At 46.1% G+C, this 21,656-nt stretch carries 18 protein-coding genes, 3 tRNA genes and 1 other RNA gene; 14 read left to right on the forward strand and 8 right to left on the reverse strand.

Annotated features, from left to right (window positions below; translation table 11 throughout):
* Positions 1 to 128: 128 nt before the first annotated feature.
* A tRNA-Ser gene (locus ACU52_RS09850) sits at positions 129 to 213 on the reverse strand.
* Positions 214 to 1,162: 949 nt separating this feature from the next.
* On the opposite strand from ACU52_RS09850, the gene ACU52_RS09855 reads away from it, so the two are divergent.
* A complete protein-coding gene (locus ACU52_RS09855; protein WP_053398664.1) occupies positions 1,163 to 3,697 on the forward strand; it encodes an endonuclease MutS2 in 2,535 nt (844 codons plus the stop codon).
* A gap of 224 nt (positions 3,698 to 3,921) precedes the next feature.
* Here the strand turns inward: ACU52_RS09855 and ACU52_RS09860 are convergent, their stop codons facing one another.
* The 5 genes from ACU52_RS09860 to ACU52_RS09880 all read right to left on the reverse strand — a co-directional run bounded on the left by ACU52_RS09860 (position 3,922) and on the right by ACU52_RS09880 (position 7,563).
* Complete coding sequence (locus ACU52_RS09860; RefSeq protein ID WP_021854752.1) at positions 3,922 to 4,683, reverse strand: YaaA family protein; 762 nt, start codon at positions 4,681 to 4,683, stop codon at positions 3,922 to 3,924.
* Between the two features lie 104 nt (positions 4,684 to 4,787).
* Positions 4,788 to 5,156: an MmcQ/YjbR family DNA-binding protein gene (locus ACU52_RS09865; RefSeq protein ID WP_053398665.1), complete on the reverse strand. Its 369-nt coding sequence runs from the start codon at positions 5,154 to 5,156 to the stop codon at positions 4,788 to 4,790.
* Positions 5,157 to 5,289: 133 nt separating this feature from the next.
* A tRNA-Trp gene (locus ACU52_RS09870) sits at positions 5,290 to 5,362 on the reverse strand.
* A 156-nt stretch (positions 5,363 to 5,518) separates the two neighbouring features.
* Positions 5,519 to 6,919, reverse strand: coding sequence for an alanine/glycine:cation symporter family protein (locus ACU52_RS09875; RefSeq protein ID WP_053398666.1), 1,401 nt, complete (start codon positions 6,917 to 6,919; stop codon positions 5,519 to 5,521).
* A 5-nt stretch (positions 6,920 to 6,924) separates the two neighbouring features.
* Positions 6,925 to 7,563: an AlbA family DNA-binding domain-containing protein gene (locus tag ACU52_RS09880; protein ID WP_053398667.1), complete on the reverse strand. Its 639-nt coding sequence runs from the start codon at positions 7,561 to 7,563 to the stop codon at positions 6,925 to 6,927.
* A gap of 886 nt (positions 7,564 to 8,449) precedes the next feature.
* Here ACU52_RS09880 and ACU52_RS09885 point away from each other — a divergent pair.
* The 3 genes from ACU52_RS09885 to ACU52_RS09895 are packed head-to-tail and all read left to right on the forward strand — an operon-like array spanning position 8,450 to position 10,762.
* A complete protein-coding gene (locus ACU52_RS09885; RefSeq protein ID WP_239684908.1) occupies positions 8,450 to 9,412 on the forward strand; it encodes a radical SAM/SPASM domain-containing protein in 963 nt (320 codons plus the stop codon).
* Positions 9,413 to 9,417: 5 nt separating this feature from the next.
* Positions 9,418 to 10,341, forward strand: coding sequence for a hypothetical protein (locus ACU52_RS09890; protein ID WP_053398669.1), 924 nt, complete (start codon positions 9,418 to 9,420; stop codon positions 10,339 to 10,341).
* On the forward strand, positions 10,331 to 10,762 hold the full coding sequence (locus ACU52_RS09895; RefSeq protein ID WP_162207764.1) for a DUF1648 domain-containing protein: 432 nt from the start codon (positions 10,331 to 10,333) through the stop codon (positions 10,760 to 10,762). The genes ACU52_RS09890 and ACU52_RS09895 overlap by 11 nt, the downstream gene beginning before the upstream one ends.
* Before the next feature lie 237 nt (positions 10,763 to 10,999).
* On the opposite strand, the gene ACU52_RS09900 is transcribed toward ACU52_RS09895, so the two are convergent.
* Positions 11,000 to 11,073, reverse strand: a tRNA-Thr gene (locus ACU52_RS09900).
* A gap of 1 nt (position 11,074) precedes the next feature.
* Positions 11,075 to 11,173: signal recognition particle sRNA small type (gene ffs / locus ACU52_RS14800), an RNA gene on the reverse strand.
* Between the two features lie 373 nt (positions 11,174 to 11,546).
* On the opposite strand from ffs, the gene ACU52_RS09905 reads away from it, so the two are divergent.
* The 10 genes from ACU52_RS09905 (at position 11,547) to ACU52_RS09950 (ending at position 21,020) form a co-directional block, all read left to right on the forward strand.
* Positions 11,547 to 12,092, forward strand: coding sequence for a DUF4199 domain-containing protein (locus ACU52_RS09905; RefSeq protein ID WP_021854745.1), 546 nt, complete (start codon positions 11,547 to 11,549; stop codon positions 12,090 to 12,092).
* Positions 12,093 to 12,104: 12 nt separating this feature from the next.
* Complete coding sequence (locus tag ACU52_RS09910; protein WP_053398670.1) at positions 12,105 to 13,076, forward strand: glycosyltransferase family 2 protein; 972 nt, start codon at positions 12,105 to 12,107, stop codon at positions 13,074 to 13,076.
* A 51-nt stretch (positions 13,077 to 13,127) separates the two neighbouring features.
* Entirely contained in the window at positions 13,128 to 13,700 is a 573-nt protein-coding gene (locus tag ACU52_RS09915) for a DUF6452 family protein (RefSeq protein ID WP_239684906.1), read from the forward strand.
* A gap of 4 nt (positions 13,701 to 13,704) precedes the next feature.
* A complete protein-coding gene (locus ACU52_RS09920) occupies positions 13,705 to 14,334 on the forward strand; it encodes a DUF6048 family protein (protein WP_239684907.1) in 630 nt (209 codons plus the stop codon).
* A gap of 36 nt (positions 14,335 to 14,370) precedes the next feature.
* Positions 14,371 to 15,399: an FAD:protein FMN transferase gene (locus ACU52_RS09925; protein WP_053398671.1), complete on the forward strand. Its 1,029-nt coding sequence runs from the start codon at positions 14,371 to 14,373 to the stop codon at positions 15,397 to 15,399.
* A 15-nt stretch (positions 15,400 to 15,414) separates the two neighbouring features.
* On the forward strand, positions 15,415 to 16,083 hold the full coding sequence (locus tag ACU52_RS09930) for a Crp/Fnr family transcriptional regulator (protein WP_053398672.1): 669 nt from the start codon (positions 15,415 to 15,417) through the stop codon (positions 16,081 to 16,083).
* A 141-nt stretch (positions 16,084 to 16,224) separates the two neighbouring features.
* Positions 16,225 to 18,315 (forward strand): M3 family metallopeptidase, encoded by a 2,091-nt coding sequence (locus ACU52_RS09935; RefSeq protein WP_053398673.1) that lies wholly within the window; start codon positions 16,225 to 16,227, stop codon positions 18,313 to 18,315.
* Positions 18,316 to 18,347: 32 nt separating this feature from the next.
* Positions 18,348 to 18,791 carry a dCMP deaminase family protein gene (locus ACU52_RS09940; RefSeq protein WP_021854738.1) on the forward strand — a complete coding sequence of 148 codons (444 nt, stop codon included), beginning with the start codon at positions 18,348 to 18,350 and terminating at the stop codon, positions 18,789 to 18,791.
* On the forward strand, positions 18,778 to 20,487 hold the full coding sequence (locus ACU52_RS09945; RefSeq protein WP_053398674.1) for a S41 family peptidase: 1,710 nt from the start codon (positions 18,778 to 18,780) through the stop codon (positions 20,485 to 20,487). The genes ACU52_RS09940 and ACU52_RS09945 overlap by 14 nt, the downstream gene beginning before the upstream one ends.
* 2 nt (positions 20,488 to 20,489) lie before the next feature.
* A complete protein-coding gene (locus ACU52_RS09950; RefSeq protein WP_053398675.1) occupies positions 20,490 to 21,020 on the forward strand; it encodes a 5-formyltetrahydrofolate cyclo-ligase in 531 nt (176 codons plus the stop codon).
* Positions 21,021 to 21,656: the final 636 nt, after the last annotated feature.

Below are 21,656 nucleotides of genomic sequence, written 5' to 3' on the forward strand. Positions count from 1 at the left end.
CGAAACTTTGTCTTTTACCGTACTTTTGAAGTCTTGGAAGCAGGACTTTCGGGCAATAAAAAAAGCCACAAATCATTGATTTGTAGCTTTTTGTCCGTTTGCTGACCATTTCTGTCCAGCACGTTCAGCGGAGAGAGAGGGATTCGAACCCCCGGTGCCTCTCAGCACGACGGTTTTCAAGACCGTTGTAATCGACCACTCTACCATCTCTCCTTTGTCGGATCGACAAGCTTTGTGTCTCAAAAGCGAGTGCAAAGGTAAGGGGTTTTTATGTAATCTCCAAATTTTTTGGCGACTTTTTTCAAAAAAAGTGTGTTTTTCTTGTTTTCATGGTGATTTCATACGCTTTTGGATGGCTTAAAAGCATGCGTTGATGCCGGACATGGCGACACGACGAGAAACGAGAAAAAGTTTTTGTTAAAAACTCGTCACTCGTCACATCAGGACTTAACACACTGACAATCAAAACGTTACAGTGTGACGAGTTTCATTTTCAACTCGTCACACTACTTATCACAACCAGCCGAAACGTGAAGATTTTCGGGCAAAAAAGGGCAGAAATGGCGGGATGTGATGAGTTGAGAAATCAACTCGTCACGCCTTATAAAGCTGACATTCAACGAGTTAAACCGCATTGTGACGAGTGACGAGTTTTTAACAAAACTTTTTTAGTATTAGAGTCAACCAATATCAGTAAAAGGATTACCAGAAGTCAACTTCCGGCAGGAATAAGCAAAAAACATATCTACCGAAATCAGGAAAAGGCGTCAACGGCAATGAATTTATATGCTTTACATACAGAAAAACATGAAAAAGGCAATATGAACGGATATGCACTGTAAACAAAAAACAACAACCGAGAAATATTAAAAAGACACCTGCGTGCTGCCGAAAGAGCATCTTTCAACATACAAAAGGATACATTTCATACGGCAAAAGGGCACCTTTCAGAAGGCAAAAGGATGTCTTTTAAGATATAAAAGGGCACATATCATGCTGCGAAAAGACATATTTTAAAACGTAAAACAGACATGATTAAAGCCTGAAGTTTGGCAACTCTTATGCTGCGACACGGCGAAAATCAATGCGCCATACATGCGCACGATATAAAGATGTGATGATTTTATTTGGCATTTCAGCAGGGTTGCACTACCTTTGCAGCATGATTTACCCAAAGACGTTTGAAACTAAGATAGGATTCGATGAAATCCGCACGCTTCTGCGCGAGCGCTGCCTCAGTACACTCGGTAAGGAGAGAATAGACAACATGACATTCTCGAGCGACGCAGAAGTGATAAACGAATGGCTGCAACAGGTGAAAGAGTTCAGACGGCTGCAAGAAGAAGCCGACGACTTTCCGATGCAATATTTCTTCGACGTGCGCGAGTCGGTGGCACGCCTGCGACTTGAAGGCACTCATCTCGACGAAGGCGAACTGTTTGACCTCAGGCGCTCGCTCGAGACGATATGCAACATCGTCAACTATCTTAACCGCACGGACGGCAACGACGACGAGGAAGAAAGGACATACCCCTACCCCGCGCTTCACCGCCTGACGGCAGACATTATAACATTTCCGCAACTGATACAGCGCATCGACCAGATACTCGACAAGTTCGGAAAGGTGAAAGACAGCGCATCGGTCGAGCTGCAGAACATAAGGCGCGAGCTGTCGCGCACCGAAGGCAGCATATCGCGCACGCTATACAGCATACTGCGCTCGGCACAGAGCGAAGGTCTGGTTGACAAGGACGTTACGCCTGCCATACGCGACGGCCGACTGGTGATACCCGTAACGCAGGGACTGAAGCGCAAGATTAAAGGTATAGTACACGACGAGTCGGCATCGGGCAAGACCGTGTTTATTGAGCCTACCGAGGTGGTTGAAGCCAACAACAAGGTGAGAGAGCTTGAAGCCGAGGAGCGCCGCGAGATAATACGCATACTGACCGATTTCTCAAAACTTGTACGTCCACACGTAAAGCCCATATTGGAGTCGTACAGGTTTCTGGCAACGATAGACATGATACGCGCCAAGGCCGAACTGGCACGGCTGATAAAAGGCATTGAGCCGGAAGTCGGGAAGAAGCCCCACATAGACTGGATTCAGGCACGCCACCCGCTGCTGCAGCTGTCGTTAGAAAAGCAGGACAAGAAGGTTGTGCCGCTCGACATAATGCTGACCAAAGACAAGCGCATACTGATAATATCGGGTCCTAACGCCGGCGGAAAGTCGGTTTGTCTGAAGACGGCCGGACTGCTGCAATACATGCTTCAGTGCGGACTGTCAATCCCCGTAGGCGACCGCTCGCACACAGGAATATTCAAGAACATACTTATCGACATAGGCGACGAGCAGAGCATAGAGAACGACCTGAGTACATACTCGAGCCACCTCATGAACATGAAGTACATGATGAAGTTTGCCAACAACAGCACGCTGCTGCTCATCGACGAATTTGGTACGGGCACGGAGCCGCAGATTGGCGGTGCAATAGCCGAAGCCGTGCTGAAGCAGTTCTGCAACAAACAGGCCTACGGCATAATAACCACCCACTATCAGAACCTGAAGCACTTTGCCGAAGACCACGAAGGAGTGGTAAACGGAGCCATGCTATACGACCGCCAGCAGATGAAGGCGCTTTTCCAACTCTCGATAGGCAACCCCGGAAGCTCGTTTGCAATAGAGATAGCGCGCAAGATTGGACTGCCCGAAGAGGTGATAAAAGACGCGAGCGACATTGTTGGAAGCGACTATATACAGAGCGACAAGTATCTGCAGGACATTGTGCGCGACAAACGCTACTGGGAAAACAAGCGACAGAACATTCATCAGCGCGAAAAGACAATGGAGCAGACCATTGCTAAATATGAAAGCGAGGTGAAGGAACTGGAGCAGAGCCGAAAGGACGTGATACGCAAGGCGAAGGAACAGGCCGAAGAACTGCTGCGCGAGAGCAACAAGAAGATAGAGAACGCCATAAGGGAAATACGCGAAAGTCAGGCCGAAAAGGCGGAGACTAAGCGCATAAGGGAAGAGCTAAATGCGTTTAAGCAGGAAATCAACGAGGTTGACACTACTGCCAACGACGAGATGATAGCCCGAAAGATAAAACAGATACAGGAGCGCAAGGAGAGAAAGGAGAAGCGCAAGAAGGAGAAGGCCGAGAAGAACAAAGACGCGGCTGCCGCACTGAAAGAGGCCACGCTGAAGAAGAAAGAGAAAGACGCACCGCTGGAAGCCGGCGAGACAGTGCGCATAAAGGGCCTTACATCTGTGGGACGGATAGAAAGCACCGACGGCAAGATGGCCACAGTGATATTCGGCGACATGCGCACCAAGATGCGCGCCGACCGCCTGGAGCGTGCCGAAATGCCCAAAAAGGAGGAGCCGAAGACCTACGCTTCAGTGGGACGACAAACGCGCGAGACGATAGACAACCGCAAGCTGAACTTCAAGCAGGACATAGACGTGCGCGGAATGAGGGGCGACGAAGCCATAAACGCCGTTACATATTTTATCGACGATGCCATACTTGTGGGCATGAGCCGCGTGCGCATTCTGCACGGCACAGGCTCGGGCATACTGCGCCAGCTTATCCGTCAGTATCTGTCAACAGTGCCAAATGTTGTTTCTTACCGCGATGAACACGTGCAGTTTGGCGGTGCCGGAATAACGGTGGTTGACCTTGAGTAAACAGACCGAAAATAATCTTCACAATATAAAAATGACTGCTGAGCAAATTATAACATTGCTCCGCAGTCATTTTTGTTTATTATCGCTTACCGAAAATATAAAAACAGAGATAAACAATATCACAATTCCGGCACGGATACTCAACTACAAAGAAGCATAACCACAATGGGCCAACAAGCCGCATCGTGGGTTATTATGGCGTTATACCTATGCCTTCAGCCGCTTTATAGGTTTGCGACAAACGCAGGGAAACCGGGTTTGCTGTCGACCTCGCTGTAAGAGAAGCCTTCAAAATCGAACGACTTCAGCTTGTCGGCATTGTCAATACGGTTTTGAAGCAGATAGCGCGTCATGGCTCCGCGGCACATCTTGGCATAAATGACAATAGTCTTCAGCCGTCCGCCCTTGCTGACATAGAACTCCGGGCGAACAACATCAACCTCGCGCGCCACCTTGCGCCAGTTGAACAGTCGCCTCATCTCGCTGCTCGCAAGGTCGACAAGCAGTCCGCCGGAAGCCTTAACCGAATCGATAAGCACATCGGTGAGCAGCGGTTTCCAATAGTCGAACATACTCACACCATTATCCGGCAGCACCACGTTGCCTTCAAGTCTGTAAGGCTTTATCATGTCGGCGGGGCGCAAAAGGCCATACAAGAACGAAGTTATCCACAGATGCTCCTGTGCATAAGTCTGAACTTCTGGCGTAAAGCCCGGCGCATCAAGATATTTATAAACCACGCCCGTATATGCCAAAACAGCCTGAAGCCTCGGTCCTTCGCCCGCAAAGTGCATATACCTCAGTCGGTTCTGCCGCGCAATGTCTGCGTTGCAGTGAAGCATATCAGCCAGTTCGGCCTCATCATATCCCGCCATCTGCAATGCGTTGTGCATAGCCTCGCCGGCAAAACGCGGCTCGGTCATAATGCCATAATTGCCGTCATCACTTCCGCGCATATCCTTCGCGCATCCAATAAGAATCTGCATATCTGATATTTTATTTAATTCGACATAAAATAATTTATCCGGCGAGAGTCAGACGATAAGCACCGTCCACCGCACACTCACGCCACAAGTGCCCAATAAAGCCATTATTCTGTCAGTGACTCATATTCGCGCTGCATCTTTTTAGGCATCTTCTTCACCACCTCTTCAACCGAATGAAGTATAAGTTCGCAGATAAGACTGTCGGGCACATCGCTATCGAGAGCCACCGTTATCCAATATTTTCTGTCAGAGTGGCGACCGAAGAATATGCCGTCATATCGCTCCATGAGTTCAGCCGACCGCTCCGTGCTGCACTTCATGTTGGCGATAAAGCAGCCGTCTTTGGGCTCCAGACCGCAATATGTGAACATCTTGCCCATAATTTTATACACAAGCACGTCGCTGCCGAAAGGGAAACATTCTTCAACACCCTTCACTGTAAGGCAAAAATCGCGAAACTGTTCTATGTTCATATCTTCAGAGATAATGTTTATGGCGATGCAAATATAACGATTTTGCCGGTTTAATCCAAACCTGGCATGGCGCAATAACAACTATCAAGAAAACAAAAGCCGCAACCTTATTGGCTGCGGCTCTATATTATTGCACGGGAAGAGAGGCTCGAACTCCCGACACTCGGTTTTGGAGACCGATGCTCTACCAACTGAGCTATCCCCGTGTTTGCGGCTGCAAAGGTAATGTCTGTTTTTTAATTCTGCAAATCTTTGATAAATTTATTTCATTCAAAAGCGCATAATTTATGCCATTTTGTGCTGCAGACGCCTGCAAAGCGGCATTTTTCAGCCACAGACATACAATATTAATGCTTTTCAGCTTACCAGCATTCAAGGTCCTGCTCGATGTCCTTCATGCTTTCCTTACGGAAGACAGGACTCTTTATGCCCCTTCTCTTCTGATCAAGATAGTCGTCGAGCAGCCTGAAAGCATATTTGCCCAAAAGCAATATTGCCACGAGATTGCAGAGAGCCATCAGGGCCATAGTTACGTCGGCAAGGCTCCACACAAGATTAAGACTTGCCAAAGAGCCGAACATGACCATGCCGACAACCAGAAGACGATAGACAAACACGGGCCACTGGCGCAACGTGAAGAAACGTATGTTGGCCTCGCCGTAATAATAGTTGCCGAGAATGCTGCTGTAGGCGAAGAACAAAGTGGCTATGGCAACATAGACAGTGCCTATGCCGCCCACCTCGTTGGTGAGCGCAGCCTGAGTAAGCTGTATGCCGTCGAGACTGCTGTCTACGCTGTCTTTGCTGAACAGAATGATGAAAGCCGTGCACGAACAGATAAGCAATGTGTCGGTGAACACGCCCAACGCCTGTATGAAGCCCTGCTTGGCGGGATGGGTTACGTGGGCTGTGGCGGCAGCATTGGGAGCCGAGCCCATGCCCGCCTCGTTGCTGAACAGTCCGCGCTTTATGCCCTGCATAAGTGCCGCGCCCATTCCGCCGCCCAAAGCCTGATGCCAGCCGAAGGCATTGCCAACAATGAGAGATACGACATCGGGTATGCGGCCAATGTTGGTCAGCACGACAAACAGTGCCAGCAGTATGTAGCCAACGGCCATTATGGGCACTATGACGCTGCTGAACGCCGCTATGCGGTGGATGCCTCCGAAGATGATAAACAGCGTAAGCACCGATATTACTGCGCCCGACAGCACAGAGTCAACGGCAAACGCGCTCTGCAGAGCAGCGCTCATGGTGTTGCTCTGCACCGAATTGAACGCAAAGCCGAACGTTATTGTGATAAGCACCGCAAAAAGGATGCCCATCCAGCGCTTTTTAAGTCCTTTCTCCATATAGTAAGCCGGTCCGCCTATATACGAGTGCTTGCCCTTTATCTTGAACAACTGCGCCAATGACGACTCGACAAATGCGCTGCTCGAACCAAGCAAAGCTATAATCCACATCCAGAACACTGCGCCCGGACCGCCCACAGTGATGGCCGTTGCCACTCCGGCAAGGTTGCCCGTGCCGACGCGGCTTGCCAGCGACACGGTGAAAGCCTGAAAAGAAGATATGTGCTTCTCGTGTCCGTTTATCTTTGCCGTAGAGTCGCCCAGCAGGCGTATCATCTCTCCTATCATGCGAAACTGCACAAACTTAGTCTTGATGCTGAACCATACGGCACAGCCCAGCAGCATTACTACAAGTATGTAAGTCCAGAGAATGTCGTTGGTCTCGTTGATTATCTGTGTGAATAGTTCCATGACGCTTATTGGTTTTGCTTAAGTTTAAAATAAAATATATGCTCTCTGAAAACAGTCTCCACCAAGTCGAAACGTATAAAGTCGGCCAAAAGGCTGATTACCTGACGGCGGGGAATATGCGACAGTCTTACACACCGGTTTAGCGTAAGCTCGCCATACTTCTCCAAAAGGCGCAAGATGCACTGCTCCCGTTCGTTACATCTTATCATCACATCCTTATGGTCATGCCGCCAAATATCGAGATGCACCGGACTGGCAAGTATCGTTTCGTCCTTAATGCGAATGTATGCCTTAGGTTTCTTGTCCTCGTCAACGGCGTATACGGGCTTATGCTGACTCTCGGCCACACTGACTTCAAGCACATCCTTGCCGTCGACCTTATATATCTGACTGTCGAGAGTAACCGACGGCCTGCAGTATCGCGTTGCGGCAACTTCTATCATGTATATCTCCTCGGCCGAACGTATGCCGGCGATCTTGCCGTTGTCCTTAACGCCCACAAGCAGCCGCCCTCCCTCGGTGTTTGAAAAGGCAGAAAGACTGCGTGCTATCTTGCATGCGTCTGTTATGGCAAACTTAAAGTCCTGATGCACATGCTCGCCTTCGGTAACAAGCTGCAAGATATGGTTTCTGTTCATTTTCATATTCCAGATGCAAAGATACTGAAAAATAAGCATACTTCACAAACATACGGCATGGTAAATTATGGCCATCGGCCCCGCAGCAATATATTGACAGACATGAAATAAAGCCGGACGGCAAAGGGCGCAACGGCTGTCGGCATACTGAAAGCGGATTACGCAAAATGCTTTCTTTCTGATTTCAGATGACGTTCCACAGCCGCGATATTCTGAAATAAAAATCATCCGGCCGTGAAAACGCCCAAAAATCGTGTGCAAACGTAAGCAGCTATATCACAAAACGTTACGCACGCCGCACAGATTTTGTGCAGTTATTTCAGCGTAAAAACAAGCAGAAACCACTGTTTTTGACAGCAAAACTGCCTTATTTTCAGCCACAATATACCTGAAACGACCATGCAAAAGCATTGCTTTTACAGCATGAAAGCACAACTTTTGCTTCATAACGTAAACATTCTTTATCTGTAAAGGGGATTTTAGTGATTCTGATTTTCTATTTTATCCAAAAACAATGACACAGACCAACTATCATAAAGAAACAAAATCTGCGTCATGGCTTTACAAACAACATGCGGAAGCGGCAGCCTATATTTGCTTGACAAAATAATATGAAGTTGGGTATCTTTTATGATAACCACAACTTAATAGTTGTTTAGTTGGATTTACATTGATTATGTTAAAGTTTTCATTGTGTACTTCGATGAATACTGATAGTTTGAATTAATTTCAAGTGAAATAGATAAAATACTGAATGAATCATATAAATTACGAGGCAAATAACATTATTTCACATTTTCTAATATTGTATTTGGAAAAAAAATTGCATATTTGTAAAAAAATATGACCTACGCAATTTTTTAAAATATTAAAACCTACAACAATAACCCTGATATCTACTTTTAAATGTACAGCTAAATGTGCAAATTGTTGCTTTGGTTGTAATCCAAGCTTAAATAAGGCTATGACCTATGAAGAGATGAAAAAATACGTAGATTTATGCATGAAACAATATCATGATAGTTTAAAGGTTTTGGTAATAACAGGAGGTGAATGCATGATTTATAGAAAAAATGTAGAGAAAATAATTTTTTATGCTACTAAGATAGGATTATCCACGAGAATTGTAACAAATGCATTTTGGGCCACTTCATATAAAATTGCTATGGATATAGTAAAAAGATTAGTTGATTGTGGGTTAAAAGAAATTAATTTTAGTACAGGTGATGAACACCAAAAAAGTGTTCCTTTAAGAAATGTGAGGAATGCGTCTGTTGCATCTGCAAGATTAGGGCTTGTTCCAATTATCAATATTGAAACACATGATAACTCATCAGAGCACACTCTTAAAAGACTGGTGAAAGATAAAGTTTTTATTGGATTTGTATCAAAAAGCTTAATTAAAATAGAAAAAGGCGTGTGGATTTCTTTCAAAGGAAATAAAGAAAATCTGACTTATGAGAGTTGTTTTATGCCACATCGATTTGACAGATGTTTAAATTTATTTCAACTTATACCCATTAATCCATATGGTGAGGTCCTTGCGTGTTGTGGTTTAACAAGTGAACAAAATCCATATTTGAGACTAGGAAATATAAATAAACAACCAATAAAAGAGATATATGAAACTTCGTTCAAAGATGTTTTGAAAATTTGGTTATATATAGAAGGACCTGCCAAAATTCTTAAATACATAAAACAAAGAAAAAATGAAAAGTTTTCATTTTGTGCAAGTCACATATGTGATATCTGTAGAACTTTATTTATGGATAATGAAAATATAACTTTTCTAAAAAAAGATTACGAAAATTACATAAGTAATCTCATATTAAAATATTCAATATTAAATCAGTGATATTTATGAAAGAACGTTTTATCAAATTATTTTCAGGTTTTCTTTCGGGTACGATTCTTTTGGAATCATGTACAAATGGGTATTATATGGATTTCCCTGCTGACGAAATAAATCGTCAAATTGCAGGAAAAATAGATAGCAATAATTCAATAGCAATACCTGTTCAGATTAAAATATCAGAAAATGATACTGAATACATTTTCTTTCTACAGAGATTGGCAACAGATATTGTCAATCATCCGGAAATCGCAGAGGAATTCATAAATAATCCTAATCAATATATTGAAGAAAAAGGATTTAATAGTAAACATATTGTTGTTGATTCAAAATTGACTAAGATAATTCTTGCATTAGCAGATAAAAATATTTGTTCTGCAATAGAACAAGGAAATATAGGCGAATATTTATCTCTGTTAAAAGAACGCGGATTAATGGAAAAGATATCAATAAACGATATTGACTCCATCTCAAAGTCACAAATTGAAATTCAAAAAATATTAACTCGTAATTCAGCAATAACAAATCTTGAAACACAAGCCAGTGCGGTCGCTTTTGCCGTAGCAGTAATAGTAGGTGCCGTAGCAGTAGTTTGGGCTGTTGTTGTAGAACATTTTGGAGTAGCTAATGCTGTTGGAGCTGTAACGGCTTTAGCCTGGAAAGTCGCAGCGACAACAAGCGGAAATAAGAGGAGAAAAAATGGAGCACTTGTGGAAAATCTTATGACCTCTAATACAATAGAGGTATGGAATATCAAATCACAAAATAAAGAAATGGCTTATATTGTAGCAGATGAATTTACAAATGAAACAGTAAATTCACTTATGCAATATATTAAAAAGAATTTTCCTGAGGAATACTCAAAATATAATGAAGATGTTTTACGTAATGCTATTTTGATAAATTTGCAAAATGCCAATTTTGAAGAATAATACAGCTTTGCTGACAATCTTGTTGGTTGTTGTGCAAATTGGACTTTGTGTTGTGGTCATAATGACGCGGCAATACGTGCCTACGCACTGGAACATACACGGAGTTGCAGATGAATATGGAAGCCCTTTTTACACTTTGATACTACCGCTTATAAGTGTTTTAATTTATTTTTTTATGACATTTTTCGAGAAGCATCCACATTATTGCAACTGGCCACAGAAATTTAAAGATAGGCAAAAAGGCTACAGTTTGATAGCAAAACTGGTAGCGTGGTTGAAATTGTTGATCATGATGTTTCTTGCTTTTGTGACTTATGAAGTTTATTGCGGTGGCAGTTTTAACTATTTAATTGCCCTTTTAATTCTGATTACCTCATTTATTGTCATCATTGTATATGCCATCAAGTTGCGTCGGGTATGATGCCAATGCATGGGACGTGGTTATAGGCGTTCTTGAGTAACTTATAACCAAGTGTGAAGACATCAATGTCAGCATGAGGCTTATCGGTTCAGTGGATATGGGCTTGTCGGAGAAGCATTTGTTCCCGTTCGTGCAGGAAGTGGTGGCAGCCGCCAAGGCCACACTGCATAAGGCCAGACATAAAAAAACGGCAAACACCCTAACAGGTATCTGCCTTTGATCGTTCAAATTCTTTTGAGCCTCTTGTCGGATTCGAACCAACGACCCCGAGATTACAAATCACGTGCTCTGGCCAACTGAGCTAAAGAGGCGGGTGGGCAAGCTACTTGTATCGCGCCGCTACAACCAACTACCTTTGCTACGTTCCCGTCCTGGAGGATTCGAAGGGAGCTGGCCGTACAAGACTTACCCGTCTTTGCGGCTGCAAAGGTAATAATAAAGTTTAACAACAAAGCATTTTTGCATCGTCTTTCGTGCTATTTTAACTTATTTTTTGAAATCAGCGATATCTTGCAGCATGCGGAATCGGCACAGGCGACATGCACAATGGCTATATATAAAGGCGGCACGAGGTTTACGGCATAACGCACGCCGACGGCACATCTTTCACATAAAAAAACAAAAAAACTCATACAGCTAATAATTATATGGTGAAAAATAAGTAATTTTGCACCCGATTATGTTCTCGTGAGGCGTATGGCGCCGGGTGTCAAAGCTGATGCAACACCCCATAAGACACCACGCTTCAGACAGACAAACGAAAAAAATCAATTAATCCCCAATAATGACTACACGCGAGGAATACGAACAAATAAAAGCTTACGCGCGCATCGACGGCGCCATAATGGGCGGAATGTGGATATTGAGCTTTGCCTGCTTCATCGGACAGTTTTATGAGCCCGTGCTGAACATGGCATCGATGGTTCTTGGCATATCAGCCATTGTAGTATCGGCAATACGCCTAAAGAACTTCCGCGACAATATTCTTGACGGAGTGATATCTTACTGGAAAGCATACGGCTACAGCCTGCTGACATACTTTTACGCATCGCTGCTGATGGCTGCTGCGCAATATATCTACTTTCAGTTTATCGACCACGGCTTCATGCTCGCCCAGTACACGGCCATGACATCAAGCCCTGAGTTTAAGTCGCTCATGACGCTTTACGGGATAAAGGCCGATGAAATGAAGATGACAATGGACACAATAGCAACGCTCCGCCCTATCGACATAGCGCTGCAGTTTCTTACAACCAACCTGTTTCTGGGAATTGTGATAAGCTGGCCGATAGCCGCGCTGCTGAAATCAAAATATAAACGTAAATTCTAAAACACAGATAAGATGGACATATCAGTCGTAATACCATTATACAACGAGGAAGAATCACTGCCCGAACTCTACGCATGGATTGAGCGCGTGATGAAGGAAAACAATTTCTCTTATGAAGTAATATTCATCAACGACGGCTCTACCGACGGTTCATGGAAGGTGATAAGCCGGCTGAGCGAGGAGCACGAATGCGTAAAGGGCATAAAGTTCCGCCGCAACTACGGAAAAAGTCCTGCCCTGTTCTGCGGATTCAAGGAGGCACAGGGCGACGTGGTGATAACAATGGATGCCGACCTGCAGGACTCTCCCGACGAGATACCGGAACTTTACAGAATGATAACCGAAGACGGCTACGACCTCGTTTCGGGATATAAGCAGAAACGCTACGACCCGCTCTCGAAGACAATCCCCACAAAGCTGTTTAACGCAACGGCGCGCAAAATAAGCGGTATAAAGAACCTGCACGACTTCAACTGCGGCCTTAAAGCATACCGCAAGGACGTGGTAAAGAACATCGAGGTGTACGGCGAGATGCACCGCTATATCCCGTATCTGGCAAAGAATGCCGGATTCGACAGGATTGGCGAAAAAGTGGTTCATCACCAGTCGCGCAAATACGGCAAGTCGAAATTCGGCCTCAACCGCTTCTTCAACGGCTATCTCGACCTTATAACATTGTGGTTCCTGAGCAGCTTCGGGCGCAAGCCGATGCATGTGTTCGGCTTCCTCGGCACAATAATGTTCTTCATAGGCTTCATTGCAGCAGCCATTATCGGCATAGACAAGCTGGTGGCAGTGTCAAACGGTCAGCAGATGCGCCTCGTAACCGATACGCCTTACTTCTATATATCGCTGACAATGATGATTATAGGCACACAACTGTTTCTTGCCGGATTCCTCGGCGACCTCATCAGCCGCAACTCTTCAGACAGGAACGACTATCAGATATCTGAAGAAATAAGATGTGGCGGAAACAGAAAATAACACATAGAAAACAACAACGCCACATAAAGCTGCTACAAGAACAAGCATGCCATGACAGGAATTAAGATAAAAACGATAAAGTCGGTCACGACAAAGGCAAGCCGCAAGGCACGCAGACTATTGCGTCCCTCACTGGCAGCACTGCCGCTATACTTCATAACGCTGCTGATAACCACCTCAGCGTGTTCGTCTATCGACTGCCCGCTCAACAGCCTTGTCTACACACAATATCAGCTGATGACGCCCGACGGCAAGGTTGACACACTGGCAGACACGCTCACGATATTCACAAACCGTGTTGACGGCAACGACTCTGTGCTGATAAACCGCAGCGTAAAGACCACCGAATTCTCGCTGCCGATAAGCTATGCGCAGAACCAGGACGTGTTTTTCATCGAAACGAAGGACACTTTATACAAGACTACAAAACTTGACACAGTGACCATAGAGAAAGAGAACAAGCCCCACTTCGAGTCGGTTGACTGCGCACCGGCATTCTTCCACAAGATAACATCCGTAAGCTGCACGCACAACGCCATCGACTCGATAACAATAAACAATCAGGACGTGAACTATGACACATCGAAGAAACATTTTTTCATATATTTCAAGCATAGCAATTAGCCTGATGCTCCTACTGGCCTCAACGGCCAACGCGCAGGAAAAGAACGTGGAGAAGAAAGACAGCGTGCCCCTGTTAAGGGGCTTTGCCGTATCAGTAGACCTGGTCGGACCGGCACAGATGTTTCTTGGCGACTACGGACAGTATGAAGCCGCGCTGCGAATAAACCTGCGCGACAAATACTTCCCTGTGTTTGAGCTTGGTCTCGGCAAGGCAGACCACGACAACGACGTCACCAAAATATCATACAAGACGAGCGCACCATACGCAAAAATCGGTATCGACTTCAACCTGCTAAAGAACAAGCACGACATATACAGGCTTTATGCCGGCGCAAGATACGCTTTCACTTCGTTTAAATACGACCTGTCGCATCCAGATATCACCGACCCCGTATGGGGAAGCACTGCCGTATATTCAGCGAAAGGCGTGAAATGCAATTACCACTGGATTGAAGCAGTAATAGGAGTAGACGCCAAGATATGGGGACCTCTGCATCTTGGATGGAGCGTAAGATACAAGAGCAGAATAGCCTACGATGACGGCGAACTGGGCAACTCATGGTATGTGCCCGGATTCGGAAAGACCGGAGGATCTAACATCGGAGGCACATTCAACGTATCGATAGACATATAAACTTCTGAAAGACAATAGACTAAAACAAAAACAGCGATGAACAGAGAAAAAAGCAAGAAGAAACTGGCCCTGCAGCTGGCTTTTCTCATATTTCTAATCATAGGGACAATAATCATTGTGCGGCAGCAGCGCACAATGCCTTATCAGCACAACACAGGATTCATATTCGGTACGGTGTACAACATCACATACCAAAGCGACAAGAACCTGCAGAAAGAAATTGAAGCAGAGCTGCAGAAGGTTGACGCATCGCTGTCTCCGTTCAACAAAAGTTCAATAATATCAAAAGTAAACCGCAACGAGAAGGTTGAAGTGAACAGCATGTTCACAGACGTGTTTAACCTTGCACAAAAAATATCAGAAGAAACAGGCGGAGCCTTCGACATAACAGTGGCTCCACTGGTAAACGCATGGGGCTTCGGATTCAAAAACGACACTAAGCCCACGCCAGCGGCAATAGACAGTCTGAAACAGATTATAGGCTACAAGAAAGTAAGGCTTGACGGGAAACAAATAGTAAAGAACGACAAGCGCATAATGCTCGACTGCAGCGCCATTGCCAAAGGCTACGGAAGCGACGCCGTGGCCCGACTGCTGAGGAGCAAAGGCATAGAAAACTTTATGGTAGAAATAGGCGGAGAGATTGTTACACGCGGCATCAACGAGAAAAGACTGCCCTGGAAAATAGGCGTCACCAAGCCCGTTGACGACTCGCTAAACACAAATCAGGAAATACAGACCATACTGAACGTAACCAACAAAGCAATGGCTACAAGCGGAAACTACCGCAACTTCTACTACAAAGACGGCAAGAAATATGCCCACACCATCGACCCCATAACAGGCTATCCTGTACAGCACAACATATTGTCGGCAACTGTTTTGGCCGACAACTGCGCCACGGCCGACGCCTATGCCACAGCCTTCATGGTGATGGGACTTGAAAAGGCAAAAGCCATTCTTGACAGGCATCCCGAACTGATGGTATATTTTATCTATTCAGACAAAAACGGCAAAAATGCCGTATGGTATTCGCCGTCGCTAAAAAACAAGATTGCAGAATAACAACAGCGCATACACATGCACACGGAGCTACAAGAACACCTGCTTGAACTTCCGCTCTTTCAGGGCATGAGCCGGAACGACCTGGAGCAGATACTCTCGGAAACGAAATTCAGGCAACTGTCGTTCGCAAGAGGAAAAGTAATTGTGCATGAAGGCGAAACCTGCAACAAACTCTTTTTTCTGGTTAAAGGTCAGATAACAACCACATGCCATTCGGACGACAAGAGCTACTCGATAACCGAAACACTCGCAGCCCCCAACATACTTCAGCCCGAAAGGATTTTCGGACTGATGCAGCGCTATACAAGAACGTTTGCGGCAAAGACAAACTGCGACCTGATATGCCTGGGAAAGAAAGAAGTGATGCTCATGTCTGACAATTACGAAATATTCAGACTAAACCTGCTTAACATCATCTGCACGCTGTCGCAACGCTCAGACAGACAGATGTGGAAACTACGTCCGAAAGGCATAAGGCAAAAGATAGCCAGATTCATCGAAGAGAGAAGCCTGAGACCTGCCGGAGAGAAGATTGTAAACATAAAGATGGAGCGGCTCGCTGAAGAGATCAGCGAGAGCCGCCTTAACGTATCGAAAGCTCTGAAAGCCATGAACGACGAAGGAATTATATCGCTCAGAAGGGGTGAATTCTGCGTTCATGCTTTCGAAAGAATGCTCATGTAGGAAGCTTATCAGCCAATTTGATATACAAGCGGCAGACAAAAGCCGACATATAACAAATATTAGCTAAATTTTTCTTCCGTATTATTATTCAGAAGAAAGAAAATTACTACCTTTGTCAACAAAAATTAGGGAAACGTGAGTATGAATGAAGAGAGAATAGAAGAGCAACGCAAAAATCCTTTTTTTGAACAATATAACACGCCGCACGACACCGTGCCATTCGAGAAAATACGCCTTGAAGACTTTGAGGAGGCCTTCATGGAGGGCATACGCCGTGACGACGAACAGATTGAGAAGACTATAAACAATCCTGACAAGCCTACTTTTGACAACACGATAATCAACGTGGACGAAGACAAGGACGGATATTACGACTTGCTGTCGCGCGTGTCAACCGTGTTTTTCAATCTTCTCAGTGCTGAGACCAACGACGAGATGGACGCGCTGGCGCAGAAGCTGCAGCCCATACTGACAAAGCATGCCAACGACGTAAGGCTCAACAAACGCCTGTTTGAGCGCATAAAGGCCGTGCACATGCATCACCGCAAGCTCACGCCTGAAGAAAAGAGACTGCTCGACAACTGCTACGACGGATTTGTACGCAGTGGAGCACTGCTCGACGACGAGGGCAAGGAGAAGCTGCGCAAGCTTACCGAGGAGGCAAGCATGCTGTCGCTGCAGTTCTCTCAGAATCTGCTCAAAGAGAACAAGGCATATACGCTGCACATAACTGACGAGCAACAGCTCGACGGACTGCCCGACACGGCACGCGAGGCTGCTGCCGTTGCTGCAAAGGAGCGCAATCTTGAAGGCTGGGTGTTTACGCTCGACTTTCCAAGCTACAGTCCGTTCATGACATATTCTACATGCCGCGAACTGCGCAAGCAGATGTATATGGCACGCAACACGGTGTGTACACACGAGAATACAGAAAACAATCTTGAAATATGCAAGCGTCTGGTTAATCTGAGACGCGAGATAGCACAGCTGCTCGGCTTCAAGACATACGCCGAATACGTGCTTAAGAACCGCATGGCAGGAAACGCACGCAACGTGTATAAGCTGCTCGACGACCTCATAGACGCTTACAAGCCTACAGCCGTAAAGGAAGTGAGCGACATAGAGAAACTGGCAAAGAAGACTGAAGGCAAAGACTTCAAGGTGATGCCGTGGGACTTCAGCTATTATTCTCACAAGCTGCAGCTCAAGAAGTTCAACATCGACTCAGAGATGCTTCGCCCGTATTTCGAACTGTCAAAGGTCATTCAGGGCGTGTTCGGACTTGCCAACAGGCTCTACGGCATAACATTCAAGGAGAACAAGGACATACAGGTTTACCATCCCGACGTGAAAGCCTACGAGGTGTTCGACAAGGACGGCTCTTATCTTGCCGTGTTCTACGCCGACTTCCATCCGCGCAAGGGCAAACAGGGCGGTGCATGGATGACAGAATATCAGGGACAATGGATCGACCGCAAGGGCGAAAATGTAAGGCCTCATGTAAGCGTAGTGATGAACCTGACGAAGCCTACCGACGAAAAGCCGGCACTGCTGACACTGGGCGAAGTTGAAACATTCCTGCATGAGTTCGGCCACTCGCTCCACGGCATGTTTGCAAACACAAGATTCGAGAGCCTTTCAGGCACCAATGTATGGTGGGACTTCGTAGAGTTGCCGTCACAGTTTATGGAAAACTTCTCTGTTGAGAAAGAATTTCTGCGCACGTTCGCCTTCCACTATCAGACAGGCGAGCCTCTGCCCGACGAGCTGATTGACCGCATTGTGAAGAGCCGCAACTTCATGGCAGCATACGCATGTCTGCGCCAGGTAAGTTTCGGACTTCTCGACATGGCCTACTATACAAAGAAAGAGACGTTCGACGAAGACATCATACCGTTTGAAAAGAAAGCATGGAAGAAAGCCATGGTTACCGAACAGCTGCCCGACACCTGCATGACTGTGCAGTTCAGCCACATCATGGCTGGCGGATACGCTGCCGGCTACTACAGCTACAAATGGGCCGAAGTGCTCGACGCAGACGCCTTCAGCGTGTTCAAGAAGCACGGAATATTCAATCAGGAGACAGCGCAAAGCTTCCGCGACAACATTCTTTCAAAGGGCGGCACCGAACACCCGATGACTCTCTACAAGCGCTTTAAGGGCAGCGAACCCACAATAGACGCCCTGCTGAAGCGCAACGGCATAAAAAAGCCTTCGAACAAGAAAAAGTAAGAGAAATAACCTATTCTTCACATATAAGCACAATGAACAAAGAAGAAAAACAGCGTCTGCTTGACCTGAGATACCTGCGCATGGCACGCATCTGGGCAGAAAACAGCTACTGCCAGCGCCGCAAGGTAGGAGCCCTGGTGGTTAAGGACAAAATGATTATCAGCGACGGCTATAACGGTACGCCGAGCGGCTTTGAGAATGTCTGCGAAGACGACAACAACGTTACAAAGCCCTACGTGCTGCACGCAGAGGCAAACGCCATAACAAAACTGGCGCGAAGCTCCAACAACAGCGACGGATCAACGCTATACGTAACAGCTGCTCCATGCATAGAATGCTCAAAACTGATAATTCAGGCCGGCATTAAGCGTGTAGTATATGGCGAAAGATACAGACTTGAAGACGGCATAAATCTTCTTAAAAGAGCTGACATTGAAGTTATATATCTAAATCCTGACGAACATGAATCCGAATAAATCAAACCGCATGATGCCGTTGCTGATGGCTCTTTGTGTGATTATCGGCATCATAATAGGTACGTTCTACGCTAACCACTTTTCAGGCAACCGCCTGAACATAATAAACTCGGGCAGCAACCGCCTGAACAATCTGCTGCACATCATAGACGACCAGTATGTTGACGCGGTTAACATCGACTCGCTTGTCGACAAGGCCATACCTCAGATTCTGTCTGACCTCGACCCCCACTCTGTCTACATCAGTGCGAAGGACGTACAGCAGGCCACCGACGACCTGAAAGGCTCGTTCTCGGGCGTGGGCATTGAGTTTGTCATAAGAAACGACACCATACACGTGCAGGGCGTAATAAAGAACGGCCCGGCTGAACAGGCAGGCATCCTTGCCGGCGACAAGATCGTGAGCGTGGACGGAAAGCCTTTCGTGGGCAAGGTCGTAACTAACGAGGAAGCCATGCGACGCCTCAAAGGACCTAAAGACACCAAGGTGAAAATAGGCGTGCAGCGCTACGGACAAAAGAGCATAAAATATTACACTATAACCCGAGGCGACATTCCGCAGAAGAGCGTCAGTGCAACATACATGCTCGACGATAACACGGGCTACATCAAGATAAAGAACTTCGGCGAGAACACTTATCCCGAACTTCTCATCGCCCTGGCACAGCTCTCTCAGGAAGGCTTCAGCAACCTGATAATCGACCTGCGCGACAACACAGGCGGATACCTGAAGTCGGCCGTTCAGATGGCCAACGAGTTCCTGCCCAAGAACCGCCTCATCGTATATACAGAAGGCCGCAAGTCGCCAAGACAAGACTACAAGAGCGACGGGCGCGGAAGCTATCAGAACATCCCGCTGGTAGTGCTGATAAACGAGACATCGGCATCGGCTTCAGAGATTTTTGCCGGAGCCATGCAGGACAACGACAGGGCAACAATCATAGGCCGCCGCTCGTTCGGCAAGGGTCTCGTACAGCAGCAGATCGGTTTCCCCGACGGCTCAATGATACGCTTGACCGTGGCACGCTATTACACACCGTCAGGACGATGCATACAGAAGCCATACGTGATGGGCGACGACAAAGACTACGAGGAAGACCTGCTGGTAAGATATCAGCATGGTGAGTTCTTCTCACAGGACAGCATCAAGCACACCGGACCGGCTTATCACACAAGCATTGGCCGCACAGTGTACGGCGGAGGAGGCATAACGCCTGACATCTTCGTTCCGGAAGACACCTTAGGCATAACTTCATACTTCAAGGAGGCAAGCATGAGCGGACTAATACTGCAGTTTGCATTCGTCTATACCGACGACAACCGCCTTAAGCTCAACAACTTCACCGAAATGATGGAGCTTGCCGACTATCTTGTAAAGCAGAACACCGTAGACAAGTTTGCCACCTATGCCGACAAGCACGGACTGCAGCGCCGCAACCTGATGATAAAGAAATCGCACAACCTGCTCGAAAGATACATCAACAGCCGGATTATATACAACATCATGGACGAGGAAGACTGGATTGAATATCTCAATCTTGACGACAACGTGATAAAGGCTGCGCTGAATGTGTTTAAGAACAATGCGGCATTCCCCAAAAAGCCGGAGCCAAAAGACAAGAAAAAGGACGGCAAGACGGCCATGACGGGAACAACAGTGCCATACGTTGACATGAAGATGAATCTAAAAGCATAACCATGGAAAAAAAGGAACTGCGAAAACTCATACGCGAGAGGAAACGGCAATTCACCGGGAAGCAACTGGAAGAATTGTCGCTTCCGATCATGAACAGGCTGCTCGGCATGAGCGAGGTGGCTAATGCCGACACTATATTAATGTATTACTCGCTGCCTGACGAAGTGTTCACTCACGACACAGTGGAACTGCTGGCACGGCAAGGCAAGACAGTGCTGCTGCCAAAGGTAATTGACGGCGAGAACATGGAAATAAGGGTGTATGAAAGCAAGGAAGACCTGGCCGAGGGCAGCTACGGCATAATGGAGCCCAACGGAAAACTCTTCACCGACTACGCCAAGATTACTACTGCTGTTGTGCCCGGCATGAGCTTCGACTCAGACAACAACCGGCTGGGACGCGGAAAGGGGTATTACGACAGATTTCTGAAGAATATTCCACAGGCCTACAAGATAGGCGTATGCTTCGACTTTCAGAAAGAGAAAGAAATTCCTCATGAGGAAAACGACATAAAGATGGACACCGTTATCTGAGAATAACGGTGTCTTTCTTTTTATATAGCAACGCAGAAAATGCATAAAGGCATATTGCTGCCCATAACACAAAACGATGCGGACAAACCGGAAAAAGTTTTTTTGCAGAAACTCGTCACTCGTCACATCTACACATAACAAACTGACAATCAACGATTTAAAGTGTGACGAGTTATGATTTTAAAACGTCACACATGATTATCCGTGACGAGTCGGGATTTCAACTCATCACACTCTAACCACTTCATTATCAGGCAGATGGAAAGGAATGTGACGAGTGACGAGTTTCTGCAAAAAATATTTTCGTGTATTCTCATTCCTCTCCTTCCTGATTTTGGTTGACTTCAAACAGCCGTTTTACTGATTTTAGATGACACAAGCATGCTGCATTTATGGTAAAAGTTGTCTCACCTACAGACATATGCTATAATCAGTTGCCTGAACCCCATTATACCCGAGAAAGGATATGCCTGCATATAAATCACAAAAGAAGGCATATCATAACGCAAAAGGGCACATATCACGATATAAAAGGACACATATTACAACGCAAAAGCATGCCTTTCGCAGATCAAAAGGCATGCTAATGCTAACATGAAGAATAAAAATAATGTTATAAAAATCTATAAACCTTAT

The sequence above is a fragment of the Xylanibacter rarus genome (genome assembly GCF_001275135.1).
Taxonomy (GTDB): Bacteria; Bacteroidota; Bacteroidia; order Bacteroidales; family Bacteroidaceae; genus Prevotella; species Prevotella rara.